Annotated in this window: 15 protein-coding genes; 9 read left to right on the top strand and 6 right to left on the bottom strand. The window is 39.7% G+C overall.

Annotated elements, in window-relative coordinates:
* Nucleotides 1-17: 17 nt before the first annotated feature.
* The 3 genes from H2677_RS12285 to sbmA all read left to right on the top strand — a co-directional run bounded on the left by H2677_RS12285 (nucleotide 18) and on the right by sbmA (nucleotide 4,032).
* On the top strand, nucleotides 18-1,493 hold the full coding sequence (locus H2677_RS12285; protein WP_004950597.1) for an alanine/glycine:cation symporter family protein: 1,476 nt from the start codon (nucleotides 18-20) through the stop codon (nucleotides 1,491-1,493).
* A 136-nt stretch (nucleotides 1,494-1,629) separates the two neighbouring features.
* On the top strand, nucleotides 1,630-2,607 hold the full coding sequence (locus H2677_RS12280) for a patatin-like phospholipase family protein (protein WP_035338477.1): 978 nt from the start codon (nucleotides 1,630-1,632) through the stop codon (nucleotides 2,605-2,607).
* Between the two features lie 225 nt (nucleotides 2,608-2,832).
* Nucleotides 2,833-4,032 (top strand): peptide antibiotic transporter SbmA, encoded by a 1,200-nt coding sequence (sbmA, locus tag H2677_RS12275; protein ID WP_004950604.1) that lies wholly within the window; start codon nucleotides 2,833-2,835, stop codon nucleotides 4,030-4,032.
* Between the two features lie 42 nt (nucleotides 4,033-4,074).
* Here sbmA and H2677_RS12270 read toward each other — a convergent pair whose 3' ends face one another.
* Together H2677_RS12270 and H2677_RS12265 are read right to left on the bottom strand one after the other, a co-directional pair.
* The gene (locus H2677_RS12270; protein WP_112987287.1) at nucleotides 4,075-4,590 is read right to left on the bottom strand and encodes a chromate transporter; all 516 of its coding nucleotides are present in this window, start codon (nucleotides 4,588-4,590) and stop codon (nucleotides 4,075-4,077) included.
* Nucleotides 4,587-5,159 (bottom strand): chromate transporter, encoded by a 573-nt coding sequence (locus H2677_RS12265; protein WP_125298534.1) that lies wholly within the window; start codon nucleotides 5,157-5,159, stop codon nucleotides 4,587-4,589. Before H2677_RS12265 ends, H2677_RS12270 begins: the two co-directional genes overlap by 4 nt.
* Before the next feature lie 102 nt (nucleotides 5,160-5,261).
* On the opposite strand from H2677_RS12265, the gene H2677_RS12260 reads away from it, so the two are divergent.
* Nucleotides 5,262-6,182, top strand: a complete 921-nt coding sequence (locus H2677_RS12260; RefSeq protein ID WP_212638658.1) for a LysR family transcriptional regulator — start codon at nucleotides 5,262-5,264, stop codon at nucleotides 6,180-6,182.
* Here H2677_RS12260 and H2677_RS12255 read toward each other — a convergent pair.
* Nucleotides 6,172-6,921 carry a DUF4850 domain-containing protein gene (locus H2677_RS12255; protein ID WP_212638657.1) on the bottom strand — a complete coding sequence of 250 codons (750 nt, stop codon included), beginning with the start codon at nucleotides 6,919-6,921 and terminating at the stop codon, nucleotides 6,172-6,174. The genes H2677_RS12260 and H2677_RS12255 overlap by 11 nt on opposite strands.
* 126 nt (nucleotides 6,922-7,047) lie before the next feature.
* Between H2677_RS12255 and H2677_RS12250 the strand changes: the two genes are divergently transcribed.
* From H2677_RS12250 to H2677_RS12235, 4 genes are all read left to right on the top strand, one after another.
* The gene (locus H2677_RS12250) at nucleotides 7,048-8,133 is read left to right on the top strand and encodes a DUF1176 domain-containing protein (protein WP_212638656.1); all 1,086 of its coding nucleotides are present in this window, start codon (nucleotides 7,048-7,050) and stop codon (nucleotides 8,131-8,133) included.
* A gap of 36 nt (nucleotides 8,134-8,169) precedes the next feature.
* A complete protein-coding gene (locus H2677_RS12245) occupies nucleotides 8,170-8,940 on the top strand; it encodes a hypothetical protein (protein ID WP_212638655.1) in 771 nt (256 codons plus the stop codon).
* Between the two features lie 123 nt (nucleotides 8,941-9,063).
* The gene (locus H2677_RS12240; RefSeq protein ID WP_171525437.1) at nucleotides 9,064-9,585 is read left to right on the top strand and encodes a hypothetical protein; all 522 of its coding nucleotides are present in this window, start codon (nucleotides 9,064-9,066) and stop codon (nucleotides 9,583-9,585) included.
* A gap of 124 nt (nucleotides 9,586-9,709) precedes the next feature.
* Complete coding sequence (locus H2677_RS12235; RefSeq protein ID WP_171265912.1) at nucleotides 9,710-10,294, top strand: hypothetical protein; 585 nt, start codon at nucleotides 9,710-9,712, stop codon at nucleotides 10,292-10,294.
* A 185-nt stretch (nucleotides 10,295-10,479) separates the two neighbouring features.
* Here H2677_RS12235 and H2677_RS12230 read toward each other — a convergent pair whose 3' ends face one another.
* Complete coding sequence (locus H2677_RS12230; RefSeq protein ID WP_212638654.1) at nucleotides 10,480-11,346, bottom strand: metal-dependent hydrolase; 867 nt, start codon at nucleotides 11,344-11,346, stop codon at nucleotides 10,480-10,482.
* A gap of 112 nt (nucleotides 11,347-11,458) precedes the next feature.
* On the opposite strand from H2677_RS12230, the gene H2677_RS12225 reads away from it, so the two are divergent.
* On the top strand, nucleotides 11,459-12,079 hold the full coding sequence (locus H2677_RS12225) for a TetR/AcrR family transcriptional regulator (RefSeq protein WP_212639612.1): 621 nt from the start codon (nucleotides 11,459-11,461) through the stop codon (nucleotides 12,077-12,079).
* A 42-nt stretch (nucleotides 12,080-12,121) separates the two neighbouring features.
* Here H2677_RS12225 and gatB read toward each other — a convergent pair whose 3' ends face one another.
* Together gatB and gatA are read right to left on the bottom strand one after the other, a co-directional pair.
* Nucleotides 12,122-13,591 carry an Asp-tRNA(Asn)/Glu-tRNA(Gln) amidotransferase subunit GatB gene (gene gatB, locus H2677_RS12220; protein WP_099949067.1) on the bottom strand — a complete coding sequence of 490 codons (1,470 nt, stop codon included), beginning with the start codon at nucleotides 13,589-13,591 and terminating at the stop codon, nucleotides 12,122-12,124.
* Nucleotides 13,591-15,069 (bottom strand): Asp-tRNA(Asn)/Glu-tRNA(Gln) amidotransferase subunit GatA, encoded by a 1,479-nt coding sequence (gene gatA, locus H2677_RS12215; protein ID WP_039047142.1) that lies wholly within the window; start codon nucleotides 15,067-15,069, stop codon nucleotides 13,591-13,593. The genes gatB and gatA overlap by 1 nt, the downstream gene beginning before the upstream one ends.
* Between the last annotated feature and the right edge of the window lie 16 nt (nucleotides 15,070-15,085).

The raw sequence follows: 15,085 nt of genomic DNA, 5'->3' as shown, positions 1-15,085 counted from the left end.
ATTAAAGCGAATAAGTGATGAATGAACAATTAAATGCCACGCTGATGTCGTGGGTGCAATTCTTTAATGATCCGCTCTGGAATTTCTTGGTTGTCTTGTTGGTTGCAGTGGGTGTGTTTTACACATTAATCACAGGTGCAGTACAGCTTCGCTTATTTTTACACAGTATTCGTGTCATGAAAGGCAGCCGTAAAGAATGTGTGGACGAGCACGGGATCACACCGTTTCAGGCATTCGTTACAGGACTGGCAAGTCGTGTAGGGGTAGGTAACGTTGCTGGTGTTGCGATTGCGATTGCGATTGGTGGTCCGGGTGCGGTGTTTTGGATGTGGTTTACTGCATTCTTAGGTATGAGTTCTGCATTTGTGGAATCATCGCTCGCACAGTTATTTAAGGTACGAGATCATCAAAATAAACAATTCCGTGGTGGACCTGCGTATTACATTACTCAAGGTTTAAAGCAAAAATGGTTAGGGATTGTTTTCGCACTTTCTCTCATTTTAGCTTATGGGTTTGTGTTTAATGCTGTTCAGGCGAATGCGATTATTGGTGCAACTTCTCATGCTTGGGGATGGGATAAAGCCAATCTAACTTTAGGTTTGGGTGGTTTAGACTTAGAAATCTCATGGGTTGGCATTGGACTAGTGACAATGACAGCATTGATTATTTTTGGTGGTATTAAACGTATCGCAAAAGTTGCTGAAGGTATCGTGCCATTCATGGCATTGCTTTACATTATCGTGGCTTTGTACATTGCCATCATCAATCTGCCAATGTTGCCAGAAATCTTTAAACTTATTTTCACAAAAGCTTTTGAGTTTGAAGCAGCTGCCGGTGGTTTCTTCGGTGCTATGATTTCTATGGCAATGATGATGGGGATTAAACGTGGTTTGTTCTCAAATGAAGCAGGTATGGGTTCTGCCCCAAATGCTGCTGCTGCATCAGATGTAAAACATCCAGTAAATCAAGGTTTAGTGCAAATGCTAGGTGTCTTTGTAGATACCTTCGTTGTGTGCTCATGTACTGCGATTATCATTATGGTTTCAGGCATGTATCACGAAGCTGGTTTTGAGGGCGTAACTTTAACGCAAAAAGCGCTTGAGAGTCAGATTGGCAGTTGGGGCGGTGGTTTCCTCGCTATTATTCTGTTCTTATTTGCCTTTACGTCGATTATTGGTAACTATGCATATGCGGAAAGTAATGTGCAGTTCATCAATAACAATCCTAAAATTATGCTGATTTTCCGTATTTTAGTATTGGTTATGGTGTACTTCGGTGCAATCACTAGTGTTCCATTGGTTTGGTCTATGGCAGACTTATCGATGGGATTGATGGCAACTATTAACCTGATCGCAATTCTATTGCTGACTCCAATAGCACTGATTTTATTGAAAGATTATACCTCTCAGCTTAAAAAAGGGATTAAAGAACCTGAGTTTAAGATTGATAACTATCCTGAATTGAAGAAAAAAGTCGATTCCGATATTTGGTAAATTGATGAAAAGCTCCTGTAAAGGAGCTTTTTTTATGTGCCATAGAAATCAGTCAGCAAAGAATTGATACAGCTTTTAAAAATCGCTCGGAGTAAAATTTGAGAGAGATATAAAGTGAATATGGCATCAAATGCAGATGAAACAGCTTAAATTATTGACTCTAGGACTATCGATGATGTTTGTGGCGGGTTGCCAAACCACATCACATCTACGACCTGTTGTAGAAGATGCTCAGGTACAAACCATGAGTCAACCTTTTGCTGCGATCAAAAAACAACAGAAACGTCCTGTCATTGCGCTGGTATTAGGAAGTGGTGGTGCGAGAGGATATGCTCATATCGGAGTGATCGAAGTGCTTGAACAGCAAGGCATCCGACCTGATTTGATCGTAGGTACAAGCGCAGGCAGTATAGTGGGTTCAATATATGCCAGTGGTAAAAGCGCAGCTGAATTAAGAGATATTGCACTCAAACTCAAAGCCAATGATGTACGTGATGTAAATGTGAGTCTCAAAGGTTTCTTTGATGGTAAAAAAGTTGAAGATTATGTCAATCAACAAGTGCTTAACACACCGCTACAAAAGTTAAAAATTCCAATGTATGTGGTCGCAACTGAACTCAAAAATGGAACGAAAACCGTATTTAATTATGGCAATACAGGTCAAGCCGTGCGTGCATCGACTTCAATTCCTAGTATGTTTGTGCCGACTAAGATTCGTAATGTCGAGTATGTTGATGGTGGGCTAGTGAGTCCTGTCCCAGTTGAAGTAGCACGGGAACTAGGTGCGGATATTGTGATTGCTGTAGATATTTTGGCGCAGCCAATTCATACCGAAACCACCAATGTATGGGGCTTGTTCAATCAAAATATTAATATCATGCAAGGGCGATTAGCCGAAGAAGAATTGAAAGATGCGGATGTCGTGATTCAACCTGATCTACGTGAAAAGGCACATATCTTTGATGTGAAAGGACGTGAAATGACTATGCAGGCTGGGATTGATGCAGCACAGGCTAAACTTGCGGATATTCAATGGACAATTCAAAGTAAGCAAAATTCAGCTACTCAAGCGCAGCAAGATTTTGCATTGAAAATAAATTCTGTAGCACCCTAATCGGCTATTTTGCTGCCAGTAAATCAATACAAGATAAGGCGTGGTTTGCTGGCAGATGATTTCTAATAAAACAATTTGTAAATCCTCTACAAAAAGCTATGAAAAAATCAAGAAAACAGGTAAATAACTACAATTCATTAAACTTTTTATTAAACAAATTTAAGTTTTGCATTATAGGATGACGCATCGACGTCATCAGTAACACCACAAGGATTGTTAAACACGATGTTTAAATCATTTTTTCCTAACCCACGCCTTTTTTTTATATCGGTGATTGTATGGTTAGCGCTCAACATGCTGCTTTGGTACACAGGTGGGCATGGATGGGGAGAGTACTTGGGTTTTCCGAAAGGTTATGCTGAAGCTGAATTACCAATTGGCGTGAGTCGCTTTTGGTCCGCAGCCTTTATGTGGTTCTATATTTGGTTTTTAGTATCAACAGCATTATTCGCTGCCTTTTGGCGATTTCTATCTGATAATAAATGGCAAAAGTGGTCGATTTGGGGATCGGCATTCATTCTGTTTAATATCTGGTTTGGTGTTCAGGTGAGTGTTGCGATTAACGCATGGTATGGTCCATTCTGGGACATGATCCAAAAAATGCTCAGCGATGGTGGTGGTGACATCAATGATCTTTACAAAGGCACATTGACCTTTCTTTATATCGCGATGGTAGCAGTCACATTTGCAGTCATTAATGCATTTTTTACCAGTCACTACGTATTCCGTTGGCGCACAGCAATGAATGAATACTACACTGCCAACTGGGATAAGCTGCGACATGTAGAAGGTGCTTCACAGCGTATACAAGAAGATACCATGCGCTTTGCGACCATCATGGAAGACTTAGGGGTGGAGTTAATTAAGTCAGTGATGGTACTGATTGCCTTCTTACCTTTGTTGTTCCAAATCTCGCAGAAAGTTCCAGTCTTACCGATCGTGGGGGAAATTGAACATTCTTTGGTGTGGGCGGCTGTTGTATGGGCGATTGCTGGTACAGTTATTCTAATGTTAGTCGGGCAGAAACTTCCTGGTTTGCAATTCAATAATCAAAAGGTTGAAGCTGCTTATCGTAAAGAGTTGGTTTATGGTGAAGACCATGAGAATCGTGCTGATCCTGTTACGTTAAAAGAGTTATTTAGTAAGGTACGAGTCAATTACTTTAGACTTTACTTTCATTATGCCTACTTTAACTTAGTGGCAATTTGGTACAAGCAACTCGATATTTTATATAGCCTTGTCGTATTATTCCCTGCGATCGCATCTGGAAAAATGACGCTTGGTTTGATTAACCAAATCAGTAATATTTTTGATAAAGTCCGTGAATCATTCCAATACTTGATCAGTTCATGGAAAACCATTATTGAACTATTATCGATTCATAAGCGTCTAAAAGCTTTTGAATCAATTCTTGATAAGGACTAAATCCTACAAAGAAAAACCTGCTTCGTGCAGGTTTTTTATTGCTTAAAGTAGGCAAATTCCTAATCCAGCGCCTAATGCCATGACCCACAAGGGGTGAACTTTTTTAAACATCCCAAGAATTGCAGTCAAGATCACAATTAAGATCAGTAAGGCATTTTGTGCAGAGGCATCTGCAATTAGCCATGCACTGACTAAGACTAAACCGACTGTAATTGGCTTTAAGGCTTTTTCAAATCTTGCTCGTAAAGGATGGTCCTTAAAGCGTTGCCAAAATTTAAGCACATACACTGTGATAATAGATGATGGACCAAACTTCGCTAAGGATGTAACCAATAGACCCGCTGGACCTGCGACATGCCAACCAACTAGTGGCACGATCATCATATTGGGGCCGGGTGCAGCCTGTGCCATTGCAAAAAGCGAACTAAATTGTTCCGCAGTCATCCATTGATGTACGGTTACAACTTGATGCTGCATTTCAGGAAGGATGGCATTACCACCACCAAAAGCTAGTACAGAGAGTTGTGTAAAGACGATCACTAATGTCCATAAGATCATGATTTTTTCACTCCAAGTACCAATAAATTAATCGCAAGTAAGACAAATAAAGTTAGTGCTAAAGGAAGTTTGATCAGCAGCATAAATACAAAGGTCAATGCAATCGTCAAAACGGTGAGATAGCTTTTTAAAATGGGGCGTAACATTTTAAATCCTGTGGCAAACAATAAGCCTGCGGCAGCTGCCGCTAGTCCTTGGATCATGTGTTGTACCGCAGTTAAATATTGGAAATGTTCATAAACTTGGTAAATGATCAAAACAATCGCAGTTGGCGCTGAAATTAAGCCCAGTACAGAACTGACTGCACCTTTGATACCTTGAAACTCCATGCCAATCGCAACTGACATATTGATAATATTACCGCCAGGAAGTAACTGACATACGCCAAGTAAATCGGTAAATTTTCCTTCATCTATCCATTTTTTATCTTCAACAATAATGCGATGGGCTAAGGGTAGTACGCCACCGAATCCCATTAACCCTAACTGCATAAATCCCGTAAATAATGCCTTGCAATCAGGCGCTTCTGATACTGGTTCACGCTCTATTGATATTGCTTCGGCCTTCATCGGGACATCTCCTCATCTCTTTTACTCATGATAGGATGGTGGAATAGTGGTATATTTACAAATGCTATTTTTTACATCATCTATACTTTTAGGGTATGTTTAGTGGATATTCATAAGCTTCAAGCATTCGTTGCTGTGGTTGAAGAAAGTAATATTTCAAAAGCTGCTGTTCGTCTGCATATGCAACAACCACCATTAACTCGTTTAATCAAAAGTTTAGAAGAAGAACTCGATACCGCTTTATTAAAACGTTTACCTCGTGGTGTAGAAGTTACAGAAGCAGGAAAGGTCTTATATCAAGAAGCGATTACAATTTTGGCACATGCCCAGTCAATTCCTAAAAGAGTCAGAAATATTGCACAGGGTTTAGAAGGTCAGATTAATATTGGCTTTACCAATTCAGCAGGATTACATCCATTTTTACCTGCGTTATTACGCCAGTTTCGCGAAGAGTTTCCTGCTGTGGCCATTCATTTAGAAGAAGACAGCAGTAGTGCATTAACAGATGCGGTGATCAATGAAAAATTAGATATCGTATTTCTACGCAAGCCAGCGCCCATTCATAAAGACGTACAAAGTCTCCATGTGTTAGATGAACCGCTAATCGTGGCTTTACCAAGCAATCATCCATTGGTAGAAAAAAACGGTGCGATTCGCTTACTTGATCTAGAACCATATGAATTTGTACTTTACCGCCGTTTAGCAGGGCAAGACTTATTCGATAATATTTTGGCAAATTGCTATCAGGCAGGTTTTAGCCCGAATATTGTCCAAGAAGCCCCACGTTTAACTTCAAGTCTCAACCTGATCGCAGCAGGGATTGGGCTTTCAATAGTGCCAGCCTCTATCCAAGACTTTTGGAATAAACAAATTATTTACCGTCCTTTGGAAGCCAAGAAACCTTGTATTGCACCGATCTATGCAATTTATCGAAGGAGAGGCAACAACATTCGTATCGAACATTTTTTACATTTACTCAAAGCGAGCCAAGTATTAAAAAATGCGTCTACTACTAATGCGTAAAGTGATAGAAGTTTAAAATTGGTCCAACCAAATGTTGTTGTGACTTATCCAATGTGACTTTGATTTCTCTAAAATTAAAATCACCATCATCAATATATTTGGCTACGCCGTGCGTTTTATAGCTCAAGTTAGGCACTTGATAACTAAAGAAAGCAACTCGTTTAGATGGATGTACGATATTGATTAATTTATGTCGATCTTGATAGCCACCATATTCGTATTCCAGACTTTGTTTGAGCAAATTCGGAAAATAAAGCGTGGCATAAGGCATACCGCAACCCACACAAACTGAAGAATCATATAGTTCAATCGCTTGTTTTTGGTTTGGACTCATCAGTAAGGCTGAGCCAGTTCCATTGGCTCCCGCACTTGCCTGAACATCTTGCCAATCTTTAGGAACGAGAATGACACCAAGCTCAGGTAAAGCAATCAGTTTGAGTTGTGATGCATGTTCGGCTTTTAACTTAAAATCAAAATGACAACTTTTGGCACTACATGATTTAAAATTTTTTAGTAAACCATCATCCACAGGGTGAAGTACGGTTACACCATAAAAAGGAACTCGAACACCATTAGCGAAGGAAGCTTCACCGAGAGGATAAATTTGGTTTTCAGTTTTACGTTCTTTTGCACTGTTGGAAAATTGAGGAAAAGTTGCTTTAAAGATCGTTATTTCAGCATGAATGCTTGATGAGAATAGACCCATTAAAATCGTAGAAAATAAAACTGTTCTTTTCATTTTTAAAATTTGGTCAAATCAACGTAGTTTGAATCTTCTATCTTCTGCAATAATATGATTTAAGACAAGGGTGCCGTAGCCATTTAAACGCTTTACCATACTTTATAAAAATACGAGTGATAAAAAATGAATCCGATGAAAAATATACTTTCTGTTTGCTGTTTTGTGGCGCTAAGTTCTCCTGCTTTTGCGCAGGAAATCAAAGGAATTTCATTTTCACATCAGGATTGGGAAATATATTGTACCAATACAGGAACATGCCGAGCAGCAGGCTATTCGGATGAATATAGTCATGAGTCTATTGAGCCAGCATCACTCTTACTGACACGTAAGGCTGGAGCAAAGCAAGCCGTCAGTGCTGAATTTGCGTTAGGTAATTTGGAGCAAGAATCTCTATCTCCAGCTAAACTTAAAAATTTACGTTTTTATGTGAATGGAAAAGATTTAGGGCAAGTGATTGTTGATGGTGCGGACTTCCCAATCATGGGGAAACTCACTGCCGTTCAGGTCAATGCATTGCTGCAACAAGCCAAACAAAAGACTGATATTGTATTTAAAAACACCAATGTCCAATGGCGTATCTCTGATGCAGGCATGACTGCTGCATTGTTAAAAATGGATGATTTTCAAAAGCGAGTCGGTACGGTTGGGGCTCTAATTAAACAAGGCAAAGCAGATGAATCAAAAGTGTTATCTGCTCAACCCAAACTTACTGTGAAACAAGTAAAAACCTCAGATCAGCCATATTTAACTTTAGAACCAACACATAAACGTTATGCCGCCATTCACCAAATCTTAATGGCTGCTCAACCATCACCCAAAGAAGATGATTTCTGTAATGGACTTTATGATTACGATTCTGATGGATCGAAACCCCAAGCAATTCAATTCTACAAACTCACAAATCATAAAGTTTTGGCGATGACGATCTGTTGGCGTGGAGCGTATAACGAAGGATATGGTGCTTGGGTGTTAGATGAATCACTCACGGGTAAAGCAACTTTTGTGACGGAACATGCCTCGGATTTTTATGAAGGTGTAATTCAGAGTGCTCAAAAAGGTCGTGGCATCGGGGATTGTTGGTCAAGTGATGAGTGGGTATGGGATGGTCAGAAATTTGTACACACCAAAGATATGTGGACAGGCATGTGTAAAGGGCTTGCTGCGGGCGGTGTATGGGAGCTTGATAAAATCGAAGCCGTTGTAAAATAAAGTATTACATCAATAAAAATAGCCTAAGGAAATATCATGCTGAATAATAAAATTCATTTAAGTAGGCTGATTTTAACGGTTTCACTCAGTTGTTTTAGTTCTTCAATTTTGGCTGTGCCATTGCAGATATTAGAGTTTAAAAAAGGACAACTCAGTCAGGTTGAGCAGATGCAAATTTGTGAACAACTTAAAGGTGTTTGTCCACAAAAAGCGCAATGGCGCATTTTGAAAACTGAGGATCAAAATCTATGGCTATTGTCAGGAAGTGATATTGCGCAATTTCGTCTATCGACAACTGGGCTTAAATTAACTCATCAGTGGCGTATACAATTGGCACCCTCTGAGGAAATGGCACGGACTAGCCAATATATTTTTCCTAAACTATTTCCAATGACTGAAAACCGTTATGCGATTGCACAGATTGATACCTTTTCAGAAATGTATTCAGGTGGTGGTGCAGGGATTGAGCGTGCTAATTTTTATGAGTTAAAGGATTCAGGGCAGACACATCGCTTTATTGAAAATTATCCTTTTAGTTTTAATCGCATGATTCGTGCGTGTTTCTCTGAGCGGGATTATGAAACTTCAAAAGGTAAATGTCACGATGAAGATAGTTTGAGTCTAGATATTCGTCCGCTTAAGCCGATGTTGTGGCAATTCCGTTATCGTTATAGTTTAGAAGTATCACCAGCATCGGATTCAGGTGAAAAATCATTTAAGGGTAGTCGTAATCTCAATATTGATCTAAACAAAGCACCACAGCAGCCAAATATTCCTGCACATTGGGATTATCAAGGACAAGGTTAAGTTCTAGTTTTACATTTTGCCTAAGTTTTAAGGCTTTGGACTTACGCAATTTACAGCGTCATAACAGATGATTTGTATAGTGCGTGGTACAAAGAGACTGATTGCTTTTCGGAACTTGCACTTATGTCTCCTATTTATACCTCATCTCGCCGTAAATTCTCTCGTTTAAGTCGTTCTGTGATCATTGCTGCGGCTGTGTTGGGGACAACGCAAGTAGCTATAGCAGGGCCAACCGTCGATCAGCTCAGTGATTGTTTGGTAAAAGCCACGACAGCAGCAGATAAGACTACAGTGTTGCAATGGACGTTTACGGCTTTAGCAGCGCATCCTGATTTAAAATCTTTTAGTAATGTTACGCCTGAGCAAAAGAACCAGTTAGATCAGAAATTGGCACAAGTTTTACAGCGTGTGATTGTGGAGCAGTGTTCGACTCAGACTAAGGCGGTGATTCAGGCTGAGGGGATTCAAGCAGTTGGCGAGGCTTTTCAGCAGTTAGGTCAGAGTGCGGGTGAAGATATTGTCAAAGACCCAGCGGTAAGACAGCAGTTACAAGGGACGTTGCGTTATATTGATTTAAATAAATTGGTTACGACTTTTTTAACACCTGATATTTGGAATAAATTGGGTGTGTTAAGAGGGCAGTGATGAGTCATTTGATGCTGGTTTCTCGCGGCCTTTATCAAAGGATAAAAAATAGCAGCTAAGATACCTTGTATCAGCAATGTTGTTTGCTAGAATTTACACTAATTTTAGTTCTTTTTTATAAACTATGAAAAAAACATTGCTTATTCTTGTAATTACGCTGCTTGCTGGCTGTACGGCTAGTGTTGTGAACCAATCAAAAAAATTAATCGGCCATAAACTATATCAAGATTCAATTGATAGTTTAGCTAGTAATATCCGTATAGAGCAAGGCCAAAATTTTAGTGTAAGACTATATCCGAATGGATGTATAACCTCGATGCAACCCAAGTTTTTAATGTCACCAGAAGTTGAAAGTATTGGTGTATTAGGGGGAGAGGCACGGTACAAACCTAAATCGTTAAATATGCCTTATCCACCTAAAAATATTCAATTTGCGGAATTTAAAATACCATCAGAACATTTTATTGCTTTAAGTGCATATAAAAGTTATCACACTGGTACAGAGTTACGTGGCTGTAGTGTAGAAGCGGTTTATAAGTTTGCATCAAACAAGAATTATGAGCTGCTTGATCGTGAAGGTGGTAATCAATGTTCTTTAGAAGTTCACGAAATTTTATCGACGGGTGAAAGAATTGAGCTGAAACCATTAAAATATCTGCGTAATATTAATGAATGGGCTGGGTGTGAGGCTCAATTACAAGGACTTTGAGTTTAGATATATTTATTGAAAGAATGGTTTAGTCGCAGAAGAGATATTCTTATTAGCCTCTGAATAATAAAAACCCGCTCTAAAGCGGGTTTTTTGTTGAAATTAGATCAATTTAACAAAAGTAGTTTTTCATTAATTATTTCATCTTCTTAATATTATATTTAGAGCTTGTTTCTTCTTTAAAATTAGCTTCTAAGTGCACTTTTTAAAATGCCATTTTCTCCAAATAATTTTTCTCGGTATTCCGCTTCAAGTCGTTCTGTCTGCATATCTAATGGATCGAAATGTTGATCTCTGACATCAAGCATTTCGATAAACGTGCGAGAAAAAATACCTAAACGATTCACACCACCAAATGCCAAATAAAATGCATCTTTCAGTTCTTTGGCTGAAAACTTAATATCCTTACGTTTTAAAATCTGAATCCAATAATCAAAGGTGATTGGCGCAATAAAGCGAGCTACCCGAATCAAAGCAATTCTTCGATTTCTAACCGTATTACCACCAATCGCTTTCAGCGCATCGAAAGCAACAGATTTATGTTCCAGCTCTTCCAGCGCATGCCATTCCCAAAGATTTCGACTTACTTGAGTGGTTTTCTGTTTGATTAATGGATCAGTCAATAGTAAGCGAGCAAGAGTAGCAGTGAAATGCTCCATCACTACGGTCGCTGCTAATTGCTCAACTTTGGGAAGTTTACGAAATTTATCCAATCTTGCTTTGGTTAAGGCTTCGATTTCGACTACTTCTGGATAATTTGATTGAATCAGATGCTCATTCAGAGATTTATGTTCGCGACTATGAAAAGCTTCTTGGGCAATAAAATTACGAATATCTTCAAGCAATTTTTCATCCGTAATTTGATCACGAACATTACGTACGCTCTCGATGAAGAACATTTCGCCCGGTGGAAACATCGCAGATAAAACTACAAAAAGAGAAGTCACAATAGAATTATCTTCATAGTAAAAAGAAAACTTCTTGTTTTTGTCTAAAGGAATAATCACATTGCGACGGACGATTCGTTGTAGAGATTTTACTGATATATTCATCTTTTTTCCTTGTCATCTGTAGAAGATAATTTGAACAAAATTTAGTATGTATATAGAATCTATCAGTGAATTTATACGGAAAAAAGACGGATTTAAGGATGAGGTTTTTATAATGGTAACTATAAGAAAACCAAAACAAAGTAGGTCTAAAAATACTTATAGGTCTATAGTTGATGCAGGATTTATATCAGTAAAAAATAATGGATTGGATCACACTACCGTGTTGAAAGTTTGTGAGATTGCGGGTGTAGGTTCTGGAAGCTTTTATGAATATTTTAAAAATAAAGAAGCCTTGTTCGTAGAGATGCAACAACACTTTATCGCTGAGCTTGCTAAAGTCATTTACGAGGTCATTCCAACTATTCAGGAAATGGAAATTCCTAAAGCAATTCGATCAATTTTTTTGCATATTGGTGAACTTTTAGCAGCGGATGAGAATAAATATTTTTATTGGCTGAGCGTTTCAAGTAAATACAGTACCGAAGCCAGTCATGTTAAAGCCGTCAAGGCGATCAATACATTAGCGATTGAATACGCGGTGAAACATCCTGAGGTATTGAGAATAAAAAATCTAAAAATGATGGTTTATATTTTAATCAATTCTAGTGTCGCACTGACGATGAATTTCTTTTCATCTCAAAATATGGGTTTTACTTTTGAAGAATTAATTGATTGTCTGATTGATATTACAATGTCCTATATTGATGATGATCGTAATAAATTAAGAATATAAAAAACCCGCTCTAAAGCGGGTTTTGTTAGAAATTAGATAAGTTTAACCAATCAATTTCTTCATCAATTCATTCACTTGTGCAGGGTTAGCTTTACCTTTAGCAGCTTTCATGACTTGACCAACAAGACCGTTAAAGGCTTTTTCTTTACCAGACTTGTACTCTTCAACCATTTTTTCATTGGCTGCAAGTACTTCTTTGATAATCGCTTCAATCGCACCTGTATCAGTTTCTTGCTTTAAGCCTTTCTCAGCAATAATGTCATCTGCAGATTTTCCTTCTGCTTCCCACATAAAACCAAATACTTGCTTCGCAATTTTGCCGTTAATTGTGTTATCCACAATACGTGCGATCATGCCACCCAATTGCTCAGCAGAAACAGGAGAGTCTGCTAAATCTAGACCTGCTTTGTTTAAAGCACCTGAGAATTCACCCATCACCCAGTTTGCTGAAACTTTACCTTGTTTCGCACCGCCAGCAGCAGCTACAACAGCCTCGTAGAAGTCTGCCATTTCGCGTGACAGCGTTAATACATGTGCATCGTATTCAGTCACGCCGAAGTCAGCAATAAAGCGCTCACGACGTGCAGCAGGCAATTCTGGCAGGGCAGCACGTGCCGCTTCGATTTGCTCATTTGAAATGATCACTGGTAACAAGTCAGGGTCAGGGAAGTAGCGATAGTCGTTCGCTTCTTCTTTTGAACGCATTGAGCGAGTTTCCATCTTGTTTGGATCGAACAAACGAGTCTCTTGATCAATCTCGCCGCCGTATTCCAAGATTTCCATTTGACGTTCAATTTCAACATTGATCGCTTGCTCAATAAAACGGAATGAGTTGAGGTTTTTCAACTCACAGCGTGTACCGAAAGGTTGACCTGGACGACGTAAAGACACGTTACAGTCAGCACGGAAAGAGCCTTCAGCCATGTTCCCGTCAGAAATACCTAACCAACGCACAAGGGTGTGAATGGCTTTGATATAAGCAACTGCTTCTTCAACCGAACGCATATCAGGTTCAGACACGATTTCAAGTAATGGTGTACCTGCACGGTTTAAGTCAATCCCTGACATCCCTTCGAATTGGTCATGGATTGATTTACCTGCATCTTCTTCAAGATGGGCACGAGTCACGCCGATGCGTTTTACAGTGCCATCCTCAAGTTGGATGTCGATGTGCCCCAAGCCTACGATTGGGTTGTCCATTTGGCTAATTTGATAGCCTTTTGGAGAGTCAGGGTAGAAGTAGTTCTTACGTGCAAATACTGATGCTTGATCGATATACGCATCGATACCCAAGCCAAAGCGAATTGCAAGATCAACGACTTCGGCATTCAATACAGGTAATACACCTGGCATCGCCAAATCAACAAGGCTGGCTTGTGTATTTGGGTCTTGACCAAATTCAGTTGATGAACCAGAGAAGATTTTAGACTTGGTCGCCAACTGCGTGTGGATCTCAATCCCGATAACGACTTCCCAACCGTCAATTAATTTCAACTTTTGAGCTTCAGCCATTATGCATTCTCCTCAGCAATTGCCGCACGTTTGGTATGCCAGTCTGTGTTTTGTTGATATTGATGCACAATCGAAAGCAATTGTGATTCTGACCAGTAGTTACCAATCAACTGTAAACCAACAGGCAAGCTGTCTTTATCAAAACCTACAGGTGCATTGATGGCTGGTAGACCTGCCAAGTTCACAGCCAGGGTGTAGATATCGCCTAAATACATTTCTGTCGGGCTGAGATTCGCACCGATTTTGTACGCAGTCGTTGGTGCAGATGGCGCTGCAATTACATCGACATTTTCAAATGCTTTGAGGAAGTCTTGTTGGATTAAACGACGTACTTTCTGTGCTTTCACATAGTACGCATCGTAGTAACCTGCAGACAGGGCATAAGTACCGATCAAAATACGGCGTTGTACTTCAGCACCAAAACCTTCTGAACGTGAACGTTTGTAGAGGTCTAAAATGTCTTTTGGATTTTCACAACGGTAGCCATAACGAACACCATCGTAACGTGACAAGTTTGATGACGCTTCCGCAGGTGCGATCAAATAGTAAGTCGGAACGTAGGCTTCAGTCATGTTGAGATCAATCTCAACCAAAGTCGCACCCATTTCCTCAAGCTTTTTCAATGATTCTTCAACGCGGGCTTTCACGTCTGCATCCAAACCAGCGACATTGAAGTATTGCTTTGGAATACCGATGCGTAAACCTTTCACCGCTGTACCATTTAGGTTAGCAACGTAGTCATCGACTTCTTTGTCTACAGAAGTTGAGTCTTTAGTATCATGACCAGCAATCACATTCATCAAATATGCACAGTCTTCTGCTGAGCGTGCCATTGGACCACCTTGATCCAATGATGATGCATACGCAATCATACCAAAGCGAGATACACGGCCATAAGTCGGTTTTAAACCAGTTAAGCCGCAGAATGAAGCAGGTTGGCGAATAGAGCCACCTGTATCAGTACCTGTCGCAATAGGCGCTAAATCCGCTGCCACAGCTGCTGCAGAACCGCCTGATGAACCACCTGGAACATGATCTAATGCCCAAGGGTTACCTGTCGCACCAAAGTACGAGCTTTCAGACGTTGAACCCATAGCGAATTCATCCATATTCACCTTACCTAAAGTCACAAGACCTGCAGCTTTAGCTTTAGCAACCACAGTTGCGTCATAAGGTGAAATGAAGTTATCGAGCATTTTTGAACCCGCAGTGGTTTTGATCCCTTGGGTACAAAAAATGTCTTTATGAGCAAGTGGAATGCCTGCGAGTGCATGTGCATGACCTGCTTTCAAGGCAGCATCTGCGGCATCCGCTTCTGCTAAGGCTTGTTCTGCTGTAACCGTCACATAACTCTTTACTTTTGCGTCAATTTTGGCAATACGTTTTAAATAATGTTCAGTCAATTCACGTGACGAAAATTGGGCTTGTTTTAAGCCTTCAGAGAGTTCACGGATGGATAAGCGATGTAAATCTGTCATATGAAAAATTTCTTTA

It is taken from the genome of Acinetobacter junii, assembly GCF_018336855.1.
GTDB lineage: Bacteria > Pseudomonadota > Gammaproteobacteria > Pseudomonadales > Moraxellaceae > Acinetobacter > Acinetobacter junii.
This window is presented reverse-complemented; position numbering and strand designations above follow the sequence as displayed.

Coding starts and splice junctions, on each gene's coding strand:
- H2677_RS12235 (WP_171265912.1), top strand. CDS start 9,710: ATGAAAAAAACATTGCTTATTCTTGTAATTACGCTGCTTGCTGGCTGT.
- H2677_RS12280 (WP_035338477.1), top strand. CDS start 1,630: ATGAAACAGCTTAAATTATTGACTCTAGGACTATCGATGATGTTTGTG.
- H2677_RS12230 (WP_212638654.1), bottom strand. CDS start 11,346: ATGAATATATCAGTAAAATCTCTACAACGAATCGTCCGTCGCAATGTG.
- H2677_RS12250 (WP_212638656.1), top strand. CDS start 7,048: ATGAATCCGATGAAAAATATACTTTCTGTTTGCTGTTTTGTGGCGCTA.
- H2677_RS12270 (WP_112987287.1), bottom strand. CDS start 4,590: ATGATCTTATGGACATTAGTGATCGTCTTTACACAACTCTCTGTACTA.
- H2677_RS12255 (WP_212638657.1), bottom strand. CDS start 6,921: ATGAAAAGAACAGTTTTATTTTCTACGATTTTAATGGGTCTATTCTCA.
- sbmA (WP_004950604.1), top strand. CDS start 2,833: ATGTTTAAATCATTTTTTCCTAACCCACGCCTTTTTTTTATATCGGTG.
- H2677_RS12225 (WP_212639612.1), top strand. CDS start 11,459: ATGGTAACTATAAGAAAACCAAAACAAAGTAGGTCTAAAAATACTTAT.
- H2677_RS12240 (WP_171525437.1), top strand. CDS start 9,064: ATGTCTCCTATTTATACCTCATCTCGCCGTAAATTCTCTCGTTTAAGT.
- H2677_RS12245 (WP_212638655.1), top strand. CDS start 8,170: ATGCTGAATAATAAAATTCATTTAAGTAGGCTGATTTTAACGGTTTCA.
- H2677_RS12285 (WP_004950597.1), top strand. CDS start 18: ATGAATGAACAATTAAATGCCACGCTGATGTCGTGGGTGCAATTCTTT.
- H2677_RS12265 (WP_125298534.1), bottom strand. CDS start 5,159: ATGAAGGCCGAAGCAATATCAATAGAGCGTGAACCAGTATCAGAAGCG.
- gatA (WP_039047142.1), bottom strand. CDS start 15,069: ATGACAGATTTACATCGCTTATCCATCCGTGAACTCTCTGAAGGCTTA.
- gatB (WP_099949067.1), bottom strand. CDS start 13,591: ATGGCTGAAGCTCAAAAGTTGAAATTAATTGACGGTTGGGAAGTCGTT.